The organism is Ruegeria sp. BH8, from assembly GCF_056538065.1.
Genome location: NZ_JBQFSP010000017.1, coordinates 19536 through 41758 on the forward strand (window position 1 = coordinate 19536; position 22223 = coordinate 41758).

Sequence of the window (22223 nt, forward strand, 5' to 3'; positions counted from 1 at the left end):
TAGCAATCACATTGATGTAGATCAATAGTGTATCAATTTTTCCTGCGACCGAATGAAGCGCCTGAAATGCCCCCCAACACCCGAAACCCCAATGCCCTGCCTATCTACGTTCAGATTGCCGAGCTGCTGATCCGCGATGTCGCTGCGGGCCGCTTGATCGATGGTGAGCGTCTGCCCCCGGAACGCGATATGGCGGCCGAGCTGAACGTGTCGGTCGGCACGCTGCGAAAATCTCTCGCAGAGCTTGAGAAAAAAGGCATGTTGGAGCGTATTCAGGGGTCAGGAAATTACATCCGCGAGACCGGAACTCAGAACAGCGTCTACGCGATGTTCCGGCTGGAATTGCCCCAAGGGGGCGGGTTGCCGCGTGCGGATATCCTGTCCGTCGATCATCTGAAGAAACCTTCCGATCTGCCGGATTTTGGCACTTCAGACACCGGATCGCGCGTACGTCGGATGCGCTATCTGAATGACACAATCATCGCGGTCGAGGAAATCTGGCTGGACGAATCAGCCGGCCTGATCAAGCGAAGCCTGCTGTCGGACTCGCTCTACCGCTATTATCAGCACCAGCTGGGTTTCTGGATATCACGGGCCGAAGATCGCGTATCGATTGGCCAGTTGCCCGATTGGACGCCCGCGGTGTTCACCAAAGCCGCCGGTGAAACGGTGGGCTATATCGAACGGTTCAGCTGGTCGGACAAGGCCGAACCTGTCGAATTTTCCAAGACCTGGTTCGACCCGGACCGGGCCACCTATGTCCAACGTCTGAAGTAAAAGGAAACGCGCATGACCCGGACCATCAATTACGGGCTGATCGGATGTGGCATGATGGGGCAGGAACACCTGCACAACATCGCCCTGCTGGACGGCACGCGTGTCGCAGCGATATTCGAACCCGATCCCGGGATGGCAAAAGCCGCGCAGGCGATTGCGCCGGGTGCGGTTATGGCACGCTCGGTGCAAGAGGTGTTGGATATCGAAGACCTGGACTGCTTGGTCATCGCCAGCCCAAACCACATGCATGTCGACCAGATCTGTGAAATCGCGCAAACGCGCCCCTTGCCGCTATTGGTGGAAAAGCCCCTGTTCACCAACCCCCAGGACGCCGCAAGGCTAGAGAAGGTTCAGCGCGACTATCCACACCCGATCTGGGTCGCAATGGAATACCGCTATATGCCGCCCATCGCGACCCTGATCGACAAGATCGGGGACACTGGCGGGGTCCGGATGCTGTCGATCCGGGAACATCGCTTTCCGTTTCTGCGCAAAGTCGGCGACTGGAACCGGTTCAACCGCAACACCGGCGGCACTTTTGTTGAAAAATGTTGCCACTTCTTCGATCTGATGCGGCTGATCCTGCAATCCGACCCGGTGCGAATCACCGCAAGCGGCGGGCAGGCAGTGAACCATCTGGACGAAACCTACGGGGGTGAAACACCCGATATACTGGATCATGGCTATGTTCTGGTCGATTTCGCCAATGGCGCGCGCGCGATGCTCGAGCTGTGCATGTTCGCCGAAGGCGCCCGTTATCAGGAAGAGATTTCGGCCATCGGACCCAACGCCAAGGTCGAGGCTCTGGTGCCGGGGCCGGGGCGGTTCTGGCCCGACCATCTGGGAACGCCGCCAGTGCCGCAGGTCATCGTCAGCCCGCGGGACCCCAAGGGGCCAATGTCGCAGGATATCCCTGTCGATCCCCGTTTGCTGGCTGCCGGAGATCACAACGGCTCGACCTATTATCAGCACAAGGGGTTTCTGGATCTGGTGCGCGGGCACAAGGCCGAACCGGATGTGACAGTGCATGACGGTTTGTGGGCGGTGCGAATGGGATTGGCAGCGCAGCAGGCCCTGCAAACCGGCGAAACGGTTCACCTAAAGCACCCTTAGACTGACCCCGGGCAAGTTCAGTGTAGACAGGTCTGCGGCGACAAATGTGTCGCTTGCGGGCCAATCTGTCGTAAATCAGCTAGTGAAGCGGGGCGCAGTAGGGGACAAAACTGTATGACCTGTCAGTGTATTCCCACCCGCCTTGATCGCCGTGCGACCGGCTGTGATCTGGTCACAACGCGCCGGTAACCGCCCTGCGGGGCCGTTCTGCCTGCCTGCTTTCAGACGACAACGGAATACCTCATGACAACCGCTCTGCGCCTCGCCATCGATATTGGCGGCACTTTTACCGACACGGTCCTCGTCTCGGGTGATGAGACGATACTGGCCTCCACCAAAACCCTGACCACCCACCAGAACCCGGCAGAAGGCGCACTGGAAGGCGCGCGGCGCGTCATGGCGCAGACTGGCCGGTCGCTGAAGGATGTCACCGGATTCATTCACGGAACAACTCTGGCAACCAACGCGCTGATTGAACGGCGCGGAGCGGTCGTGACCACGGTCTGCACCGAAGGGTTCCGCGATATTCTCGATATCGGGTACGAGCGTCGGTATTCCCAATACGACATCAACCTTGAAAAGCCGGACATGCTGGTGCCGCGCGAATGCTCGTTGACCATAGGCGAACGCATGTCGGCAGAAGGCAAGGTGCTGATTGAACTGGATGAAGGGAAAGTAGACCGGTTGCTGGCCGAGATTGACGCCAGCGGGGCCGAGGCGGTGGCCATCTGCCTGATGCACTCTTACGCCAACCCGACCCACGAACGGCGCTTGCGCGATCTTCTGGCGCGACACCGCCCAGGTTTGACCGTCTCGATCTCGTCCGATGTCAGCCCCGAAGCGCGTGAGTTTGACCGGCTCTGCACCACTGTGGCCAACGCCTATATTCAGCCGCTGATGGAAAACTATCTGACCCGGTTCGTGGATCAGTTCACGGCCGAGGGCGTAACCTGTCCGATCCTGATGATGACGGCAGGCGGCGGTATGTGCACGATCGGCACCGCAACGCGTTTCCCCATTCGTCTGGTGGAATCCGGCCCCGCCGGAGGGGCCATTCTAGCCGCTCGCATCGCGGCGCGTGCCGGGTTGGACCAGGTCCTGTCCTTTGACGTCGGTGGCACCACGGCCAAGCTCTGCCTGATCGACAAGGCGCGCCCCCAGACCTCGCGCTCATTCGAAATCGCCCGCGCGGCACGGTTCATTAAGGGGTCGGGAATGCCGGTGCGCATTCCGGTGATCGAGATGATTGAAATCGGCGCTGGCGGCGGTTCGATCGCGGGTGTTGACCGTCTCGGGCGTCTGACGGTCGGGCCAAAATCGGCAGGCTCGGAGCCCGGGCCGGTCGCTTTCATGCGCGGCGGAACCGATCCGACCGTGACCGACAGCGACATCACTCTGGGCTATATCGTGCCCGACACCTTTGCCGAGGGGCATATCCAGCTGGACCCCGATAGCGCAAAGGCCGCCCTGAGACGTGTGATCGGGGAAAAACTGGGGCTGGATGCAACAGGTGCGGCAGATGGGGTCAGCCGCATCGTTGTCGAAAGCATGGCCAGCGCCGGGCGAATGCACGCGGTCGAAAGCGGCAAGGACCTTGGCCCGCGCACCATGATTGCCTTTGGTGGCAACGGGCCGCTGCATGCCACCCGAGTCGCCCGGTCCGCCGGGATGTCGCGTATCGTGATCCCGCCCAATCCCGGTGTCGGTTCGGCGGTTGGGTTCCTGTTTGCCCCGGTGTCCTTCGAAATCGTCCGCTCGCGCTATTCCCTGCTCGACAGCATGGACATGGACGGGATGAACGCCCTGTTCGATACGATGATTGCCGAAGCAAAAGAGGTCGTCGCCCAAGGGGTAGGGGACGCACCCACCGAAACCCTGCGCACCGCCTTCATGCGCTATAGCGGGCAGGGGCATGAGATTGAGATTACCTTGCCGGACCGCGCCCTGACACGCCAGGATATCGCCCCGCTGACGGCTGCATTCGAAAGGGAATACCGCAAACAATTCTCACGCCCCGTGCCGGGGATGAAGATCGAGGTTCTCAACTGGGCGGTTCGCGTTGCCACCCCGGACAAGGCGGTGCCCGCGGTGTCGGAAACACCCGCCCAAACCGCATTTCAGGTCACGCAGACACGCCCCATCACCTGTGATCTGGATGGCATAGTAAAACAGGCCGCCTTTGTCGCCCGCGCCGATATGCGCCCCGGAGACTATGTGGCAGGCCCCGCGCTGATCCATGAACCACAAACAACCACACTCGTATCCGCCGATTTCTCGGTTCAGATGGACGCAATCGGCAACCTTGTCCTGATACAGGATCAGAAAGGAGGCGCATGATGACCGCTGATCTGTCCCCCGCCCGTCTGCAAGTGATGTGGAACCGTCTGCTGGCTGTGGTCGAAGAACAGGGCCAGACCCTGATCCGCGCAGCTTTTTCGCCCATCGTGCGTGAATGCGGTGACATTTCCGCCGGGATATTCGACGTGAATGGCCGGATGCTGGCGCAGGCCGTGACCGGAACACCTGGCCATATCAACACCATGGCCGAGGCCGTGCTGCACCTGCGCGCCCGTTTCGCGGTGCAGGACATGCGCCCCGGCGACATCTACATGACAAACGACCCGTGGCTGGCCTCGGGGCATCTGAACGACTTCCTGTTGATGATGCCCGCGTTCAAGGACGGCAAGGTGGTGGGCTTTACCTCCTGCACCTCGCATCTGGTGGATCTGGGCGGTCTGGGTATGGGACCTGAAGGCTCGGACATCTATGACGAAGGCCTGCTGATCCCGCCTTGCAAACTGGTCGAGGCCGGAACGCCCAATGCGCTGCTGATGGATATCATCCGCGCCAACTCGCGCGAGCCTGTGGCCAATGAGGGCGACATCTACGCCCTGATCGCCTGTTGCGAGGCCGGGGTGAACCGCCTTGTTGCGATGATGGAGGAGTTCGGGATCGATGATCTGGACAGGCTTGGCACATATATCATCGACACCTCGCGTAAAGGTGCGTTGCAGGCCATCGCCGAGGTGCCCGAAGGCGTGTACAAAAACGTGCTGCGCATGGACGGCTATGAGGCCGAGCTGGAGCTGCACGCGACACTCACCGTCACCAAAGAGGGGATGCATGTCGATTTCACGGGCACGTCCGGGTGTTCTAAAAAGGGCATCAACGTGCCTTTGAACTATGCCACCGCCTATACGGTCTTTGCCCTGCGTTGCATCGTCGGGCCGGATATCCCGAACAACGCGGGCTCGCTGGAACCTTTCACGGTGGACGGCCCCAAGGGTTGCATCCTGAACGCCCAGCATCCGGTGCCAGTGGCCATGCGGCATACGCTGGGGCAGGTCACACCGGATCTGGTTCTGGGCTGCCTGCATCAGGCGCTGCCCGATCAGGTGCCCGCCGAAGGGGCGTCGTGCATGTTCGACCTGCCAATGCGCCACGCGCCCGAAGTGGCGGCGAATGGCGGGCGCGAATTTGCCATCGAACCCGTTCACAATGGCGGTACCGGGGCGCGGCCCCACGCGGATGGCCTGTCTGCGACAGCCTACCCTTCGGGGGTGTTCGGCTCGCAGGTCGAAATAACCGAAAGTGTCGCACCGGTGATCATGTGGCGACGCGAATTGTTGCCCGACTCGGGCGGCGCAGGCCAGTTCAGGGGCGGATTGGGTCAGCGGATCGAGATGACGTCTGCCAACGATGCCCCCTTCATCGTCTTCCTGTCGGTCGAACGTCTGAAATTCCCGGCTCTGGGTCGTATGGGCGGCCTGCCCGGCGCGCCGGGACGTATCCGGTTTCGCGATGGCGGCGGCGACATTCCGGGCAAGGGCGAGCTACGTGTGGAAAGCGGCGATTACCTGATCTTTGACACCCCCGGCGGCGGCGGCTTTGGCGATCCGGCCGTGCGCGACCCAAAGGCGCTGGCGCTGGACCTCAGGCGCGGGCTGGTCACAGAAGAAGGGGCCAAAGCCTATGGAGGTGCCTCATGATCCGCGCAGTTGATCACATTCGTGCCATGGCGGCCTATGCGCTGGCCGATCTGGGCGCGTCGGACACTGTATCTCTGGCCCAGAATGAAAGCGCTTTCCCGGTCAGCCCTGCCGCAATTGCGGCGGGGCAGGCGGCACTGCACCGGATGCCGCTTTATCCTGATCCCGACTGGTCGGACCTGCGCGCGGCCATCGCTCAGGCGCACGGGGTACCAGCCGACAACATCCTGTGCGGTGCCGGATCGATGGAGTTGATCGGCTGCCTGATCCGCGCCTATTCAGGGCCGGGCGACCATGTATTGGGCACGGATTACGGCTATGCCTATGTGGCCTCAGCCACGGCGCAGGTGCGGGCAGACTATGTAAAAGCGCGCGAGGTTGATCTGACCGTCTCGGTCGATGACATTCTGGCCGCTGTCACGCCTGAAACCCGGATCGTCTTTGTCTGCAACCCCGGCAACCCGACCGGCACCCTGATCCCGAATGCCGAGATCATCCGCCTGCGCAACACCCTGCCCGGGAACGTGCTGCTGGTGGTCGATCAGGCCTATGCCGAATTCGCCGATCGCGATCACGACCCGGCTGAAATCTTTGCCCTCGTTGCACGTGGGGATACCGTGGTCATACGCACCTTCTCAAAGGCTTACGGTCTGGCGGGCGCACGCGTGGGATGGGGTCTTTTCCCGTCAGAGGTCGCGATTGAGCTGCGAAAGCTGCTCAACCCCAACAACGTATCGACCCTCTCTCAGGCCATGGCAACGGCAGCGATGCAGGATCAGCCCCACATGCGCGACACGGTTGCCAGAACCGCCGCCATCCGGGATGGCTTTGCCGATGGGTGCCGGGCGCTGGGATTATCTGTTCCGCGCAGCCACACCAATTTTGTCCTGATCCGCTTTGCCGATGCCGCGACGGCGCAAGAAGCGGATGCCGCGTTGCGCAAAGCGGGTTTGCTCATTCGCGGAATGGGCGGCTATGGCCTCGCGGATTGCCTGCGCGCCACGATCTGCGACACGGCAGTGATGGAGCGCTGCCTGACTGTTCTGAAAGAGGTTACGTCATGACCTTTGAAACCCGGACACGGGCCAAAATCGGGGTGCTTGTGCCCTTTACCAACACCAATCTCGAAGCTGACATGATGCTGATGCGCTGCCCGGACACGACGGTGCATTTTCAGCGAATGGGTGGCTATGACGTGGATGAGATCCCCGGATCGGATCAGATGGCGGGTCTGGGGGCCTCGGATATCAGCCACGACCTCAAGATGATCTCGGGCGTTCGGCCCGATGTGGTGCTCTATGGCTGTACCTCGGCCACGCTGACCCATGGCCCGTCCTTTGACCACCAGCTGGCGCAGGACATCAGGGCCGCGTCGGGGGCCGTGTGTATTACCGCCGCAGGGGCGCTTGTTGCTGCGATCCATGCGCTCGGCGTGTCCCGGGTCGGTTTTTCTTCGCCCTATCTGGGCGAGATCAACACGCAGGCCATGGATTTTCTGACGCAGAACCGGATCACAACGGTGAATTGCGCCGATATCGGCCGCGAGCTGGGCAATTACGGGCAGGGCGAGCTGACCCCGGACGAGGTTTTCGACCTTGCCATGCAGGCCGACCACCCAAAGGCCGAGGCCATCATACTCAGCTGCACCGACATGCGCGCAGTCGAGGCCATAGACCGGATCGAAGCGGCCCTTGATAAACCTGTTGTGACGTCCAATCAGGCCGTGATGTTTGCCCTGATGCGGGCGCTTGACCTGCCAAGGCACGGGACTGTTCCGGGGCGGTTGTTTGATCTGCTATAGCCTTGGGTTAGGCAAAAGCATGGAACCCGCCCCGGTCGGCTGCCCGCATCAAAGGCGGGAGCGCACCGGCATATGGGGCGGGTATTCCAGCCCACCCAACGCGCCGTGTCGCAGACGTGACTGTATTTACGTCGCAAAAGAACAAGATACCGCGCCTTCTACGCCATAGTCGGAATAAGGACCGCTCGGGATTGAAGCACATGTTGAACCAGCCGCAAAGTCACGGGAAATTTGGCCTGCCCCGCGGGGAAACCATCTTAGGCTTGTCTGAAACATCATACGTTCACAAAATACAAAGGTGCCTCTTTTCATGAGCCAAATTTCGGAAAATCTGCTGAACCAGATCCGCGACCGTTTTGCCCAGATCGATCACTGCCCCGAACAGGGCGAGCGGATATTTTTCGAAAACGCCGGCGGGGCTTTGACACTGAAATCCGTGCTGGACAGCTCGGCACGTCACGCCGCAATCCCCGACAATCAGGGGCGCGACAATCCGGGGTCTCATGCGCTGGTTGCCACGATCAACGCTGCCAAGGCTGATATGCGGGATTTCATGAATGCACCCGGTGGTCAGTTCTTTGTCGGTGAAAGCGGCACCGAACTTCTGTTCCGGCTGATCATGAACGCCTGTCTGGGAACCGGTCCGGGGATTGTGCTGGGGTCGACACTGGAACACCCCGCCACACGGTCAGCCTGTGATCGTTGGGCTCGCATCGCCGGGCAGACCCATGTGCTGGTGCCCCACGATGACGATACCGGCACCGTGACAGCCGACGCCTATGCTGCGGCCGTCACCCCCGACACCAAAGTGGCGACAATCCTGCACACCTCACCGGTGACGGGCATGGGCGTCGATGTGGCCGCTGTTTCGCAGGCGATCCGCGCCGTGGCGCCAGACTGTTTCATCATTGTCGATGGCATCCAGCACGCCGCCCATGGCCAGATCGACCTCAGCGCGTATGACGTCGACGGCTACGTGATCTCGCCCTACAAGGTGTTTTCGCGCCATGGCTACGGCGTTGCGTGGATTTCCGACCGGCTGACGCGGCTTGAACACAATGCCCTGTTGGACGGTCCGGCAGATAACTGGGAAATGGGCACGCGCGATACAGGGGCCTATGCGACCATGTCCGACGTTGTGTCTTACTTCGAATGGCTTGGCAGTCAGGTCAGCGACGCCACCGACCGGCGTGCCAGATTTCTGGCAGCGGGCGAAGCCATCCACGCGCAGGAAAAGGCACTGACCGACGCGATGATCCACGGCACCGGCAACCTGAGCGGTCTGGCCGAGATGGAGAAGGTCACGATTCTGGGCGGTGCCGACAACCCCGCTCGCGAAGGGCTGGTGTCGCTGCGCGTTCAGGGTGTGGCCTCGGCGGATGTCGTCAAACGGCTGAACGATGAGGGTATTCGCACCCATTTGCGCAAGGCCGACCATTACTCTGGCAACATATTGACACCGCTGGGTTATGACGCCTGCGTCCGGGTCTCAATGTGCCACTACAACTCAATCGGCGAAGTCGCCAGATTTCTGGCTGTCATGAAAGAAATCGCCGCCTGAGCTACGGCGGACCAAGGGACATGCACTCATGAAAACTCATGCACAAGCTGTCGTGATCGGAGGGGGCCTTGCGGGCTGTTCGATCCTGTACCATCTGGCCAAGCTTGGCTGGACCGACGTTGTCTTGCTGGAACGGAACGAGTTGACCTCCGGCTCGACCTGGCACGCAGCGGCGAATATCCACGGGTTGCACGACAACAACAACATCACCCGCATCCAGCACTATACGATGAATCTGTATAAACAGCTGGAACAGGAAACCGGCCAAAGCTGCGGCGTATTCCAGCCCGGCTCGCTCTATCTGGCCCAGACCGAAGAGCGTGAGCACCAGCTGCGCCTGCAAGAGGCGAAAGCCCGGTTTTATGGTCTGAACTTCTACGAAGTCAGCCGTGAAGAAGCCAAGGAACTGCACCCGCTGGCGCAGTTCGATGACATCCGCTGCATCATGTACGAACCCGATGGCGGCAATGTCGACCCGTCGGGCGTGCCGCATGCCTATGCCGCCGGGGCCCGTGCGATGGGGGCCACTATTGAACGGTTCTGCCCGGTGACAGCGACCGAAAAACAGCCCGACGGCAGCTGGATCGTGCGCACGCCCAAAGGCGACATTCACACGCAATGGGTTGTCAACGCCGCCGGTCTCTGGGGCCGCGAGGTAGCGGCGCTGGCGGGTCTGACCCTGCCGCTGCAACCGACCGAGCATCAGTATTTCGTGACCGAAAGCATCGACGAGGTCGCCAGTCTGGGCCGTCGTTTGCCCTCGATCGCTGACCGCGACGGCGAATATTACTTCCGGCAGGAAGGCAACGGCCTTCTGATCGGGGCCTATGAGAAAGATATGAAGTTCTGGGCCGAGGACGGCACGCCGCTCGACTTCGCGCATGATTTGTTCCCCGACGATCTGGACCGGATCATGGAAAACGTCATCCGCGCCACCGAACGCGTGCCAGTTGCGGCCACTGCCGGGGTGAAACGCGTGATCAACGGCCCGATGATCTGGTCGCCCGACGCCAACATGCTCTGGGGGCCGGTGCCCGAGCTGAAGAACTATTTCCTCTGCGGCGGTCTGATCCCCGGCTTCTCGCAATCCGGGGGCTTGGGTCTGCTGGCGGCGCAATGGATGATCGAGGGCGAGCCGCAATACGACATGTTCGCCTGGGATCTGGCCCGGTTTGGCGACTGGGCCGACAAGAAATTCACCAAGGCCCGCGTTCGGGATGCCTACACCCACCGCTTCAAGATCCATTTCCCCAACGAGGAACGCAGCGCAGGCCGCCCGGCCCGTATACGCCCCGCCTATGAGATGCAGAAGCAGATGGGCTGCGTCTTTGGCCTTAATTGCGGCTGGGAACATCCGCTCTGGTTCGCCGATGAGCCCGAGGTGGAAGAGACCACCGGCTTTACCCGCCAGAACTGGTGGAAGCCCGTGGGCCGAGAGGTGCAGATGCTGCGCGACAGCGTGGGCCTGATCGACATTTCGAACTTCGCCAATTACGTGATCAAGGGCCCCGGTGCCCATGACTGGCTGGACCGTCTGGTGGCCAATCGGGTGCCTGCCGAAGTGGGGCGCAGCTGTCTGACGCCGTTGATCTCGGTTCGCGGTGGCGTGGCGGGCGATTTCACCATCACCAAGCTGGCCGAGGATGAATACATGATGATCGGGTCAGGCATGGCCGAACGCTATCATCAGCGCTTCTTTCAAATGGTGGAAATGCCCGAGGGCACAACTCTTGAGGTCGCCACCGACCGCATCGCAGGGTTCAACATCGCAGGCCCCAGGTCACGCGAAGCGCTGGCACGCCTGACCAATACCGATCTGTCGAACGAGGCGTTCCGCTTCATGCGGTCGCAGAAAATCACGGTTGCTGGTGTCGAATGCGTGGCCATCCGGGTCAGCTTTACCGGCGATCTGGGCTGGGAACTGCACTGCGCCGAGGGGGATCAGGTGGCGCTCTACACCGCCCTGCTTGAGGCTGCCAAAGACTGTGGTGGCGGTCCGGTGGGCGGGCGCGCGCTGGGGGCGCTGCGGATCGAAAAGGGCTATGGCTCGTGGGGGCGCGAGTATTCTCAGGAATACTGGCCGCAAGAGGTCAGGCTGGCAGGTCTGATCAAGCTGGACAAGGATTTCCTGCACAAAGACGCCTATCTGTCCGTCAAGGACAACCCCGCGCGCGAGGTGCTGTCCGTCTTCGAACTGGATGTGACCGAAGATGCCGACGCAACCGGGGGTGAGCCGATCTTTACCCCCGACGGCGCGCCCGTGGGTCGTGTCACGTCGGGGGCGTTCGGCTATTCGGTCGGGAAATCGCTGGCGCTGGGGTTCCGCAATCCAAACAGGGCACAGCCGGGCGATGAGGTGGTCATTCAGGTCATCGGTAAACCGCACAAGGCGCGCGTACTGGCCGAGGCACCGTTTGACCCGACAGGCGCCAGACTGCGGTGTTAACGCTCAAAACCCGTCTACAGGCAGGCAAGGCCAATAAGACGCTCCTAAAGATGTCTCGTCTCGGCCCTTCAGGCGACTTCATCTTTTTCCAAATACTCCCGCCGGAGGCGCCCGAACTCACCCACCAGCGCATTGCGGGCGCCACTCTTGCGCCACCGGGTCACAAATGCGCAGGCAGTCCACCGCGCGTGCAGCGATCTGGGACACGATATCCATCAGGGTGTCGGGCTTCAGATAAAACGCAGGAACCGGGGGCAGGATGATGGCCCCCATTTCTGCCGCCGCCGTCATGTTGCGCAAATGGGCCAGCGTCAGCGGTGCTTCGCGTGTCAGTAAAACCAACGGCCTGCGTTCCTTGAGCTGAACACTGGCGGCGCGCGTCAGCAGGTTATCGTCCAGCCCATGCGCAATCGCGGCAAGCGTTCGCATGGAACAGGGCGCAACGATCATGCCGGATACTGGAACCGACCCGGACGCAATGCTGGCACCGATATCGGCGCTCGGGTGATGCCGCGTCACCAGTTGCCGCAGGTTTTGCAAAGCGTCCGGGCCGCATTCCTGCGCAAGGGTTCGCATCCCGGCTGCGCTGACCACAAGATCGGTCTCGATATCCGATGACGCCAGACACCGGGCCACGGCAAGGCCCAACGCCGCGCCCGACGCACCGGATACCCCCAAAACAACACGGGCGTTTGTCATGCTCTCAGCTCCGGCATCAATCGGTTTACAAGGTCTTCCGCAAAGGTGTGATCGGCATCCGCAGTGCGTATCACCGTCCCCCATTCCCGCAGCGTTTCACTGCCCAGTTTCGTCGTGGCGTCGATGCCGATTTTTCCGGCCAGACCGGGTTCGGGCGATGCAAAATCCAGATAATCCATAGGTGTCCTGTCCAGCACCATCACATCCCGGCCCGGGTCCATGCGTGTGGCAAGCGCCCAGGCTATATCCTCCCAGTTTCGCGGATCGATATCGGCATCGACTGCGATGATCATTTTCGTATAGCTGAATTGCGGCAGCATTCCCCACAGGGCCATCATCACGCGCCGGGCCTGCCCCGGATATCGTTTGTCGATGGCAACGATTGCCATACGATAGGAACAGGCGGCGGGCGGCAGCCAAAGATCGTGGATTTCGGGGATCTGCGCACGGATGGTCGGCAGGGCCAGGCGGTTGAACACCTCCCCAATGATTGACGGTTCGTCCGGTGGCCGCCCGGTATAGGTCGAAAGATACAGCGGCGCGTCCCGATGGGTGACAGCGCTGACCTGCATCACCGGAAAGGGTTCAGCCGGATTGTAATAGCCGGTGTGATCCCCAAAAGGCCCCTCGGGGGCGGTCTCGCTTGGTGAAACCCAACCTTCCAGCACAATCTCGGCGTCGGCAGGGACCAACAAGGGGATGGTTCTGGCCGGGATCAGAGGTGGGCGCTTCTGGTTCAGGGCACCGGCAAATGTCAGCTCGGATACCGTTTCTGGCAAGGGCAAGGCCGCCGATAACAAAGTCGCGGGGTTTGCGCCCAGTACAATGGCGACGGGCATCTTTTCGGCGCACCTCGCCCAGCTTCTGTGATGCGCCGCGCCGCCGCGATGAGGCAGCCAGCGCATGATGACACGGTTCCGGTCCAGCACCTGAACACGGTAAACCCCCGCGTTATAGCCTTGCGCCGCGTTTGCATCGCTGCCGTAGGGCCGGGTAAGGACCACGGGCCATGTGATCAGCGGCCCCACATCACCGGGCCAGTGGGTCTGGACCGGCAGTGCGGTCAGGTCCACATCCACCCCGCTGTGGCAGTGGCTTTGAACCGGGGCCGTTCTGACCAGTTTCGGCCGGGTCGACAGGGCCGCCTTCAGCATCGGCCATCTGGCCAGCGCATCCCGCACCCCGTCCGGCGGCGTCGGGGCTCGCAGCGCGGCCAGAAAGGCGCCCAGATCGTCCAGCCCGTCGGGTGTGACACCCAGCCCGGCAGCAACCCGCTCTGCCGTTCCGAACAGGTTGACGACGACCGGCGTATCGAGCCGATCAGTGGACACGTCTGTCGGGTGGTCAAATTGCAGAACCGGTCCGCCCGCCTCAAGCACGGCGCGGTGAACAGCGGTCATCTGGTGGCGTACGGAAACCGGATCTGGGATGCGCCTGAACTGTCCGGTGTCCTCGCACCATTTCAGAAAATGCCGAAGGCTGGGATATTGCGGCAGGGTGCGAATGGGGTTGCTCCGACGGTGGTGTCCACCCTCTAGCAACGAAAGCGAGGGGTCGAATTGACAACCGTCAAGTCACCCCTATCGCGATCGTCCTAGGAAGGCATCCAAGGTCACAATGTTGAGACAGCAGGAGGTCTTATTGCCCGTTCCTGAGAACACGATACCGCGCTGCCCGGCGGCTTTGGCGGCGATGCTTCGGATAGCGCCGCTTGCCCCCTTGTCACTGTCGCTGACGGTCTTCACGCGCCAGTTGGCAAAGAAAAACCCGGAAATGTTTCAACGGCTTGGCCCATACGGAAGATCAGTTTTCGTTCTTGATCCGACGGATTTGCCTGTTGTCCTGCTGCTTGATCCGAATGGCGGTGCCCCAAAGGTGACACTGACCCGGCGCGGCGGGACAGGGGTTGCGCGTATTTCCGGCCCTCTGGCGGCCCTTCTTGGGCTGGTTCACGGCGCGTTTGACGGCGATGCGCTGTTCTTCTCACGTGATCTGGTGATCGAGGGCGATACGGCTGCGGCGCTGGCGCTGCGCAATGCAATCGACGACGCGGAACTGGACCTCGCGCACGAGGCCGAAGCCCTCTCCGGCCCGCTTGCGCGCCCGCTCAAGCAGCTCATCGCGTTGGTGGAACGTCGAACCGGCCTGTACCTGACCCGACCGGAAGACGCTGTACTATGGTAATGGAAATCGTCTGCCCGGCAGGAACGCCCGCCGCTTTGCGCGCAGCCGTCAAGGCCGGGGCGCATACGGTCTATTGCGGCTTCAATGATGAAACCAATGCGCGCAACTTTCCCGGTCTGAACTTTGACCGGGCCGAAATGCGCGCGGGCGTTGCCTTTGCCCATGACCACGGGGCCAGGGTGCTGGTTGCGATCAACACGTTTCCCCGCGCCGGCAACGAAGCAATCTGGCACCGCGCCGTGGCCGATGCGGAAACCTGCGGCGTGGATGCCGTGATCCTCGCCGATATTGGGTTGCTGGATTATGCCGCGTGCAATCATCCGGGGCTGCGCAGGCACCTGTCCGTGCAGGCCGCAGCCGCAAATGCCGATGTGATCAACTTCTATGCCGAAACTTTTGGCGTCAAACGCGTAGTCCTGCCGCGCGTGCTGTCGGTTCCCGAAATCGCCGCCATCAACGCCGAAACAGAAGTCGAGACCGAGGTTTTTGTGTTCGGCGGGCTCTGTGTGATGGCCGAAGGTCGCTGTTCGCTGTCTTCTTATGCCACCGGGCTGTCTCCGAACATGAATGGCGTCTGTTCGCCCGCCAGCCATGTTGAATACCAGAACGACAAGGGCGCGTTGAACACCCGTCTGGGTGGCTACCTGATCCACCGAGTCGAACGAAACCAGCCTGCACCTTACCCGACATTGTGCAAAGGGTGCTTTTCCGCAGGTGAAAAGACGGGCCACCTGTTCGAAGACCCCGTCAGCCTGAACGCGGAACGGCTGATCCCGCAATTGCAGAAGGCCGGTGTTACCGCGCTGAAGATCGAAGGGCGCCAGCGTTCGAAATCCTACGTCGCGCAGGTGGTTCGGAATTTCCGCGCCGCTGTCGACGCGCTTGAGGCCGGACGCCCTCTGCCCGAGGGGATGCTGGCCCGTTTGTCCGAAGGCCAGGCCATGACAACCGGCGCCTACAAAAAAACCTGGAGATAGCGCGATGGAACTGACCGTTGGCCCCAACCAGTTTTTCTGGCCCGCCGAAAACTGGACATCCTTTTATGAGGATCTGGCCCAAACCCCCGTCGACCGCATCGTGCTGGGTGAGCTGGTTTGTTCCAAGCGCCTGCCGTTTTATCAGGACCGGATTCCCGACGCGATTGCCCGGCTGGTTGAGGCAGGCAAACAGGTTGCGCTGACCAGTCTTGCACTGGTGACGCTCAAGCGTGAACGCAAGCTGACCGCCGATCTGGCGGATCTGGGGGTCACGGTCGAGATCAACGACCTGACCGCGCTGGCGCATCTGCCCGAAAACACCGATTTCGATGTCGGACCGCTGATCAATGTCTATAACGAAGGCACATTTGCATGGCTGGCGTCACGCGGGGCGCGTCGCATATGCCTGCCGCCGGAACTGCCAATCGCCTCGGTCAGGGTTCTGGCACAGGCCGCCGCCAGTTTGGGTGTCGCGGTCGAGGTTTGGGGCCACGGTCGCCTGCCGCTGGCCATCTCCGGCCGGTGTTACCATGCGCGCCTGCATGGGCGCAGCAAGGATAATTGCCAGTTTGCCTGCGAAAACGATCCCAACGGGCTGGATGTGCTGACCGGCGATGGACAGCCGTTCATGGCCATGAACGGTGTGCAGACCCTGTCAGACAGCTATGCCTGCACGGATCACCAGATCGAGTTGCTGCAAAGCGCGGGCGTCTCGGCCCTGCGACTGTCGCCGCAATCTCAGGGGTTCCCAAGGCTTTGCGCGCTCTACCGTCAGCGGCTGGATGGTCAACTTGACCGGGGCGATCTGGAACATGCCCTGCGCACGGACGATCCCGGTATAAGGCTAAGCGATGGGTTCCTGACCGGCGCATCCGGTGCTGAATGGTCGGGTTCGGCACGCGTGTCCACCGAAGCGGCACGCTGATCATTCTGGAAAAGTCCGGCATCCGTGGGCGAATGTTTGAGGCGACCAGAGGAAGCGATCCGAAACATCCACGGATCGTCCTGCGCAGTCAGGTGGTCACTGGCAGACGTTGCCGCACCAGTTCGGCCCACAGGTTTGCCCCCAATGGCAGCAGCGCGTCGTTGAAATCATAATCGTCCGCGTGCAGGGGGCGGCCATTCGACCCCTCGGTTCCATTGCCGATCAGCAGAAAACACCCCGGAACCGCAGCCGCAAATTCCGCGAAATCCTCGGAAAACGACATGGCAGTCCGGTCGCCGTCAACCTCAAGGCCCAGCGTTTTTGCTGCTGAAACCACATGGGTTGCGGCGTCGGCATCGTTGATTGCCTCGATGAATTCGGTCCGGATTTCCACCGTCACCGCGACACCATGGCTTTCCGCCAGGCCCGCCGCGATCTGCCGCATATGGTTTTCAATCCGCGCGCGGTCATCGGGGGACATCGCCCGTGCGTCCCCTTTCAACACTGTTCGACCCGGCAGGACGTTGCGCTGCCCATCGGTGATGAACTCGGTCACGGAAACGACCGCGCCAGACAATGGGGCAAGCTTTCGCGAAACGATGGTTTGCAAGGCCAGAACAAGCTCTGCTGCGGGCGTGATTGTCTCGCGCCCGACATGGGGCATCGAGGCATGGCCGCCCTGACCGGTGATGGTGATCTCGAATAGGCTTTCGCTGCAACAAATGACACCGGCGCGGGTTGAAACCCGCCCGACGGGTTCGCCCGGCAGATTGTGCGCGCCATAGATTTCGTCAATCGGAAAATCCCGCAGGACGCCTTCCTCAATCATCGCCCGCGCGCCCAGCCCGTGCTCCTCGTTGGGCTGGAACAGGAAGACAACGGTGCCGTCAAAGCCCTGATCCCTGGCCAAAAGCTCGGCCGCGCCCAGCAGCATCGTCGTATGGCCGTCATGGCCGCAGGCATGCATCACGCCCGGGTTCCGAGACTTGTAGGCAAAGCTGTTGGCTTCGGTAATGGGCAGCGCGTCGAAATCCGCGCGCAGACCGATGGACCGGTTGCCATGGCCCGCGCGCAGAACACCAACAACGCCGACACCTTCATGCACCTCGATGCCAAGGCTTCTCAGGTGATCGGCGATCCGGGCCTTGGTCCAGTCCTCCTGAAAGCCAAGCTCGGGGTTACGGTGAAACTCATGCCGCAGGGCGCGCAGGTTTTCGGAAAAACTCGTCATGGCAACACTCCTTCATCCTGCTTTCTTGCGCCCTTGCTACAGGATTTTGCAATCTCGCTCAAAGATCGGTTCCGATTGATGCAAGTTGTCCCCGGATGAGCGCCCTGAACAGTTTCGATCCTGTGAACCCACACACCTCAAGACGGGCAGGTCTGTAAACCATTCTGCGCCTACATCCCGTTGCGGGGGATGACATAAGACTGTTCGTCCTCAAAGATCAGATCGTCACCCGACCACGCCTTTAGGCGCGCGGTCAGGTGAAATTCGGTCGCTGTCGCCGTTTGTTCGGAACAGGTCCAGATCTTGGCTGACCAACCCTCGCGGTCGAAACCGGCGGTTTGCTCCATTGTGGCCACTGCCGACAACGGATCACCCGGCTGGATGGTGTAGCGTCGATCCGACATATCGCTCAGCACCGTGCCGATATCGTCAAGGCGAATATCGCCCACCGGCCCAAAGACACCCCCGTCAAGGAAATACCTGTGTGTCACCGCGCCATTGGTCAGATCGGTGTGAACCGAACGCTCCATCGAGCCGGAGCGAACGTTCGTCTTCCGCGGGGCGACGTCGGAACCCTGAGGTTCCGGCAGCGGGCGTGGGGCTGGCGCGTCATCTCGCTGGCTGCGCGTGGGCAGGATCAGCCGCGACGTGCCGGGTCGGATCGTCAGCGTAACCGGCTCCGGCGCTGGCCACAGAACCGGCCAATAGGCAGACGCGATTTGCAGAACGATGCGATGACCCGCCAATACCCGATAACCGGTTCCATAAAGCGGGACAGTCACGTGCAAATCTTCGCCGGGTGTAATCGGTGTCGGTTCAGTGTCGCTGATCCGGTGCGTCAGGTTGCAGAACCCGCGTGCAATCAGCGTCTGTGCGCCGTCCGGGGCCTCATCCACCAGCAGGGCCGCAACAAAGCCCTGCGCCCGATCGGCAGAAACTGTCAGGTCTACCGAGGGCTGGCCCAGAATATCTATGGGCTTTTCCAAGGGCTTTGCTTTGAATTGCAGCGCCCCTGCGGCCTCGATCCGGCAATCTGCTGCCATATCTCCGGGTATTGCAAAGGAACACATGTCGCCCGCTGCGGCCCCGAAATTCTGTGGCGAACAGACCGACATCTCCCCGCCCGACCCGGTGGAGGCGTCCAGCGTTCCGTCATTCAGCCACAAGGGCTGGTCCTTGACATTTGGCGATGGCCAGCTCGGCTCTTCGATCCACCGCCCCTCGCGGTGTACATGAGTTCCGGACGGGGCGGCACTGTCTTGCAGGAAAAACCGCAGCGGCGGCTCGTCCATCAGGCCGGTGTCGATCCCCTTCAGCCAATGGTCCCAGAACCGGATTACCTCGCCGACGAAATCGACCCGGGGCCCCGGCACCCCTTCTTGCGGATACAGATGCGCCCAGGGGCCCATCAGGATCTTGACCGGCCCGCTCAGGTGTTCCGCGATGCGGAACGGCGTGTCGCGATACAGGTCCATCCATCCGCCAAAGAAATACACCGGCACATCGACATCCGCATAGTTTTCGCAGATCGAGCCGCGCCGCCACATGTCATCATGGGTCTGATGTTCCAGCCACATGGCGGGCCAGAATTCGACCCCCTCCAACCGTGCGCGCCACATGTCGATCCAGCGATCCGCGCCCACAATCTCGGGGTCGGGCGGCATGGCATTGTACAGCTGCATGATCGAGCCCCACCAGAAATTGTCATTGGCCAGACAGCCGCCGTAAAAGTGAATATCCTCGCGCCAGCGGTCATCCGTTCCCATCACCGGCGCAATCGCCTTCAGCGCAGGCGGGCGGGTCGCGGCCACCTGAAAGGCGTTATACGCCCCCCAGCTTTTGCCGAACATTCCGACATTTCCGTCGCACCAGTCCTGATCGGCAATCCACTGGATGATGTCGTGCCCATCCTGAATCTCCTGATGCGAATACTCGTCTTCGGGAATCCCGTCGCTGTCGCCATAACCGCGGATATCTACCCGGATCGACGCATAGCCCGCCGCGGCGAAATGCGGATGCATGCTTTCATCTCGCATCCGGGTGCGATCCCGGCGGCGATAGGGGATGTATTCCAGAACACAGGGAACAGGTGTTGTTCGCGCCGATCCGGGCAGCCAAAGCCGGGCCGCAAGTTTTGCGCCGTCCGGCATGGGAATCCAAACGGTTTCGATGACCTCTGTGTTGCTCATGTCCGGTCCTTTGACTGACTGTCAGGTGAAAGGCTGCTTGTGGTGTGCTTCAATGATCTCACCACCGAAGCCCCAAGCGCAGCGCATCATAAATGGCGGCATGCGTGTTACGTGATGAAACGGCATCTCCGATCCGGTACAGATCAAACCCGGCCTCTGGGACAGATTGCGGAAACACGGGGCCGGACCCGCCAACCAGCGCTTCATAATCCACGGCGCCCAGGTTGCGCGACAGCGGTTTCAGGTCGAAGTACAGATCATCCAGCGGCAAAACACCCTGATTAACAACCACCTGATCATACAGGCGCTTTTCTGTCAGGTCCGAGTAGTCCGTTCCAATGGCTGCCTCCAGCTGGTTGCCTGACCGCACCAGTGATTTCAGCGTCCGGGCGACTGTAAACACGGCCCCGGTCTTTTGCAGGGCCCGCATGTAGGGCACCAGGTTCATTCCCATGATTTCGGGGGCAAAACTGCGGTCGCGGGTCATGATTTCTACCCGCCCCCCTGCCTGCGCGATAGCCTCAGCCGCCATCAGGGCCGGGTGATCCCCCGCATCGTCATAGATAAGGACATTGTCGCCGGGGCGCACATCACCGGTCAGGATATCCCAGGCAGTAACCGCCAGATCGTTACCCGTTTCCAGAACCGTCACCTCGGGCAACCCGCCGGTTGCGATCACCACCATGTCCGGCGCAAGCGCGGTTACAGCATCGGCGTCCGCAAAGGTGTTGAACCGAAATGTCACGTCGCACGCCGCGCATTGGGCCATGCGCCAGTCGATGATCCCGATCATCTCGGACCGGCGTCGGGATTGCGCGGTCAGCCGCACCTGACCGCCGGGCTCAGGCGCTGCCTCAAGAACCGTGACGTCATGCCCGCGCTCGGCCGCGACCCGCGCCGCCTCAAGCCCGCCGGGGCCTGCGCCCACAATCACCGCGCGGTGGCGCGTTTCAGCGGCGGGGATCACATGCGGCATCGACAATTCGCGCCCGGTGGCCGGGTTGTGGATGCACAGTGCTTCACCCGCCTGATAAATGCGGTCAAGACAATAGGTGGCACCGACGCAAGGCCGGATGTCCTCTTCCCGTCCGGCCCGGATTTTGGCAACGATCATCGGATCGGCCATGTGCGCGCGCGTCATGCCGACCATGTCCAGCAGGCCCGAGGCCACCGCATGCCGCGCCGTTGCCACATCGGGAATGCGCGCGGCGTGAAAGGTCGGCATCCCAACCTCGGCCCTCACGCGCCCGGCGAAATCCAGATGGGGTGCGCTTTTCATGCCCTGAACCGGGATCACGTCCGTCATGGCCGGGTCGGTATGAATACGCCCGCGAATAATGTTCAGGAAATCGACCTGACCACTGTCACGCAGCCTTCGGGCAATCTCCAGCCCTTCCGCTTCGGTGATGCCGCCCTTTTCCACCTCGTCGGCGGTGTAACGGACCCCTATGATGAAATCGCGCCCGACGCGGTCGCGGATTGCATCCAGAACCATGAAGCCAAAGCGCAACCGGTTGTCCAGATTGCCCCCAAAAGGCGCGTCCATCCGATTGGTCATCGGCGACCAGAACTGATCGATCAGATGGCCATAGGCCTGCAATTCAATTCCATCCAGCCCGGCGGCCTGCATCCGTTCGGCAGCATCGGCGTAATCGGTCACAATCCGCGCGATGTCGAAATCTTCCATCTTCTTGGCAAAGGCCCGGTGCGCCGGTTCCCGGTCGTGCGACGGCGACAGGGATGGCAGCCAGTCACCCTTGTTCCAGCCCGTGCGCCGCCCCAGATGGGTCAGCTGGATCATCACCGCACAGCCATGGGCATGGCAGGCATCCGTCAGCTCCGCCATCCAGCGGACCACCTCGTCCTTGTAAGCTAGGATATTGTTGAACGCAGGCGGGCTGTCGCGGCTGACAACGGCCGACCCCGCCGTCATGGTCATCGCAACCCCCGCTTTGGCCCGCACCTCGTGATAGGCACGATAACGTTCCGTCGGCATCCCATCTTCGGGATAGGCGGGTTCGTGACTGGTCGTCATGATCCGGTTCTTCAGCGTCAGGTGCTTTAGCTGATAAGGTTGCAGCAAGGCATCGCGGCTCATGATAGCGCCTCGTGATCGGTTTGAGTGCGCAAGGCGGCTACAGGGTCGGATGACATGCGGCTCTCCGGTTGTCTGGGGGCAAGAGGTGTGGGTCTTTGCTGATTGAAATCAAACTGGAATTGCCAAGTCAAACTTGTTTTCAATCAGACGTTTTTGACCCATTTTCCTCATGCCTTACGCCCGAGTGGACAAGACAAGCGCGGCCGCGCGCACCCGGTTGGCGCATGCCTTCA

At 61.4% G+C, this 22223-nt stretch carries 16 protein-coding genes; 11 read left to right on the top strand and 5 right to left on the bottom strand.

What is annotated here, in order from left to right:
• Window positions 1-66 precede the first annotated feature (66 nt).
• From ACR0AD_RS18860 to ACR0AD_RS18895, 8 genes are all read left to right on the top strand, one after another.
• Window positions 67-777 carry a GntR family transcriptional regulator gene (locus tag ACR0AD_RS18860; protein WP_480488966.1) on the top strand — a complete coding sequence of 237 codons (711 nt, stop codon included), beginning with the start codon at window positions 67-69 and terminating at the stop codon, window positions 775-777.
• A 12-nt stretch (window positions 778-789) separates the two neighbouring features.
• Window positions 790-1890 carry a Gfo/Idh/MocA family protein gene (locus tag ACR0AD_RS18865; RefSeq protein ID WP_480488965.1) on the top strand — a complete coding sequence of 367 codons (1101 nt, stop codon included), beginning with the start codon at window positions 790-792 and terminating at the stop codon, window positions 1888-1890.
• A 243-nt stretch (window positions 1891-2133) separates the two neighbouring features.
• Complete coding sequence (locus tag ACR0AD_RS18870; RefSeq protein ID WP_480488963.1) at window positions 2134-4227, top strand: hydantoinase/oxoprolinase family protein; 2094 nt, start codon at window positions 2134-2136, stop codon at window positions 4225-4227.
• A complete protein-coding gene (locus ACR0AD_RS18875; protein ID WP_480488961.1) occupies window positions 4227-5879 on the top strand; it encodes a hydantoinase B/oxoprolinase family protein in 1653 nt (550 codons plus the stop codon). The genes ACR0AD_RS18870 and ACR0AD_RS18875 overlap by 1 nt, the downstream gene beginning before the upstream one ends.
• Window positions 5876-6943: a pyridoxal phosphate-dependent aminotransferase gene (locus ACR0AD_RS18880; protein WP_480488959.1), complete on the top strand. Its 1068-nt coding sequence runs from the start codon at window positions 5876-5878 to the stop codon at window positions 6941-6943. Before ACR0AD_RS18875 ends, ACR0AD_RS18880 begins: the two co-directional genes overlap by 4 nt.
• Window positions 6940-7680 (top strand): maleate cis-trans isomerase family protein, encoded by a 741-nt coding sequence (locus ACR0AD_RS18885; protein ID WP_480488957.1) that lies wholly within the window; start codon window positions 6940-6942, stop codon window positions 7678-7680. The genes ACR0AD_RS18880 and ACR0AD_RS18885 overlap by 4 nt, the downstream gene beginning before the upstream one ends.
• A 310-nt stretch (window positions 7681-7990) precedes the next feature.
• Window positions 7991-9241: an aminotransferase class V-fold PLP-dependent enzyme gene (locus ACR0AD_RS18890; protein ID WP_480484804.1), complete on the top strand. Its 1251-nt coding sequence runs from the start codon at window positions 7991-7993 to the stop codon at window positions 9239-9241.
• Window positions 9242-9269: 28 nt separating this feature from the next.
• Window positions 9270-11687 carry a GcvT family protein gene (locus tag ACR0AD_RS18895; protein WP_480488955.1) on the top strand — a complete coding sequence of 806 codons (2418 nt, stop codon included), beginning with the start codon at window positions 9270-9272 and terminating at the stop codon, window positions 11685-11687.
• 117 nt (window positions 11688-11804) lie between these two features.
• Here ACR0AD_RS18895 and ACR0AD_RS18900 read toward each other — a convergent pair whose 3' ends face one another.
• Window positions 11805-12386 (bottom strand): UbiX family flavin prenyltransferase, encoded by a 582-nt coding sequence (locus ACR0AD_RS18900; RefSeq protein ID WP_480488953.1) that lies wholly within the window; start codon window positions 12384-12386, stop codon window positions 11805-11807.
• Window positions 12383-13891, bottom strand: coding sequence for a UbiD family decarboxylase (locus tag ACR0AD_RS18905; protein WP_480488991.1), 1509 nt, complete (start codon window positions 13889-13891; stop codon window positions 12383-12385). Before ACR0AD_RS18905 ends, ACR0AD_RS18900 begins: the two co-directional genes overlap by 4 nt.
• 136 nt (window positions 13892-14027) lie before the next feature.
• Here ACR0AD_RS18905 and ubiT point away from each other — a divergent pair, with 136 nt between their 5' ends.
• From ubiT to ubiV, 3 genes are read left to right on the top strand one after another with little or no spacing between them, the layout of a single operon-like run.
• A complete protein-coding gene (gene ubiT / locus ACR0AD_RS18910; RefSeq protein ID WP_480488951.1) occupies window positions 14028-14570 on the top strand; it encodes a ubiquinone anaerobic biosynthesis accessory factor UbiT in 543 nt (180 codons plus the stop codon).
• Complete coding sequence (gene ubiU, locus ACR0AD_RS18915; protein ID WP_480488989.1) at window positions 14570-15547, top strand: ubiquinone anaerobic biosynthesis protein UbiU; 978 nt, start codon at window positions 14570-14572, stop codon at window positions 15545-15547. Before ubiT ends, ubiU begins: the two co-directional genes overlap by 1 nt.
• Before the next feature lie 4 nt (window positions 15548-15551).
• Window positions 15552-16472 (top strand): ubiquinone anaerobic biosynthesis protein UbiV, encoded by a 921-nt coding sequence (ubiV, locus tag ACR0AD_RS18920; protein WP_480484808.1) that lies wholly within the window; start codon window positions 15552-15554, stop codon window positions 16470-16472.
• 88 nt (window positions 16473-16560) lie between these two features.
• On the opposite strand, the gene ACR0AD_RS18925 is transcribed toward ubiV, so the two are convergent.
• From ACR0AD_RS18925 to ACR0AD_RS18935, 3 genes are all read right to left on the bottom strand, one after another.
• Complete coding sequence (locus ACR0AD_RS18925; protein ID WP_480477513.1) at window positions 16561-17703, bottom strand: amidohydrolase; 1143 nt, start codon at window positions 17701-17703, stop codon at window positions 16561-16563.
• Window positions 17704-17873: 170 nt separating this feature from the next.
• The gene (locus tag ACR0AD_RS18930) at window positions 17874-19892 is read right to left on the bottom strand and encodes a CocE/NonD family hydrolase (protein WP_480484809.1); all 2019 of its coding nucleotides are present in this window, start codon (window positions 19890-19892) and stop codon (window positions 17874-17876) included.
• A 58-nt stretch (window positions 19893-19950) separates the two neighbouring features.
• Window positions 19951-21990, bottom strand: coding sequence for an oxidoreductase (locus ACR0AD_RS18935; protein WP_480488949.1), 2040 nt, complete (start codon window positions 21988-21990; stop codon window positions 19951-19953).
• Window positions 21991-22223 lie beyond the last annotated feature (233 nt).

Excerpts from the sequence above, each read along its gene's own strand:
- ACR0AD_RS18935 (WP_480488949.1), bottom strand. The coding sequence starts at position 21,990 with ATGAGCCGCGATGCCTTGCTGCAACCTTATCAGCTAAAGCACCTGACG.
- ACR0AD_RS18860 (WP_480488966.1), top strand. The coding sequence starts at position 67 with ATGCCCCCCAACACCCGAAACCCCAATGCCCTGCCTATCTACGTTCAG.
- ACR0AD_RS18870 (WP_480488963.1), top strand. The coding sequence starts at position 2,134 with ATGACAACCGCTCTGCGCCTCGCCATCGATATTGGCGGCACTTTTACC.
- ACR0AD_RS18895 (WP_480488955.1), top strand. The coding sequence starts at position 9,270 with ATGAAAACTCATGCACAAGCTGTCGTGATCGGAGGGGGCCTTGCGGGC.
- ACR0AD_RS18890 (WP_480484804.1), top strand. The coding sequence starts at position 7,991 with ATGAGCCAAATTTCGGAAAATCTGCTGAACCAGATCCGCGACCGTTTT.
- ACR0AD_RS18880 (WP_480488959.1), top strand. The coding sequence starts at position 5,876 with ATGATCCGCGCAGTTGATCACATTCGTGCCATGGCGGCCTATGCGCTG.
- ACR0AD_RS18885 (WP_480488957.1), top strand. The coding sequence starts at position 6,940 with ATGACCTTTGAAACCCGGACACGGGCCAAAATCGGGGTGCTTGTGCCC.
- ubiU (WP_480488989.1), top strand. The coding sequence starts at position 14,570 with ATGGAAATCGTCTGCCCGGCAGGAACGCCCGCCGCTTTGCGCGCAGCC.
- ACR0AD_RS18930 (WP_480484809.1), bottom strand. The coding sequence starts at position 19,892 with ATGAGCAACACAGAGGTCATCGAAACCGTTTGGATTCCCATGCCGGAC.
- ubiV (WP_480484808.1), top strand. The coding sequence starts at position 15,552 with ATGGAACTGACCGTTGGCCCCAACCAGTTTTTCTGGCCCGCCGAAAAC.
- ACR0AD_RS18925 (WP_480477513.1), bottom strand. The coding sequence starts at position 17,703 with ATGACGAGTTTTTCCGAAAACCTGCGCGCCCTGCGGCATGAGTTTCAC.
- ACR0AD_RS18900 (WP_480488953.1), bottom strand. The coding sequence starts at position 12,386 with ATGACAAACGCCCGTGTTGTTTTGGGGGTATCCGGTGCGTCGGGCGCG.
- ACR0AD_RS18875 (WP_480488961.1), top strand. The coding sequence starts at position 4,227 with ATGACCGCTGATCTGTCCCCCGCCCGTCTGCAAGTGATGTGGAACCGT.
- ACR0AD_RS18865 (WP_480488965.1), top strand. The coding sequence starts at position 790 with ATGACCCGGACCATCAATTACGGGCTGATCGGATGTGGCATGATGGGG.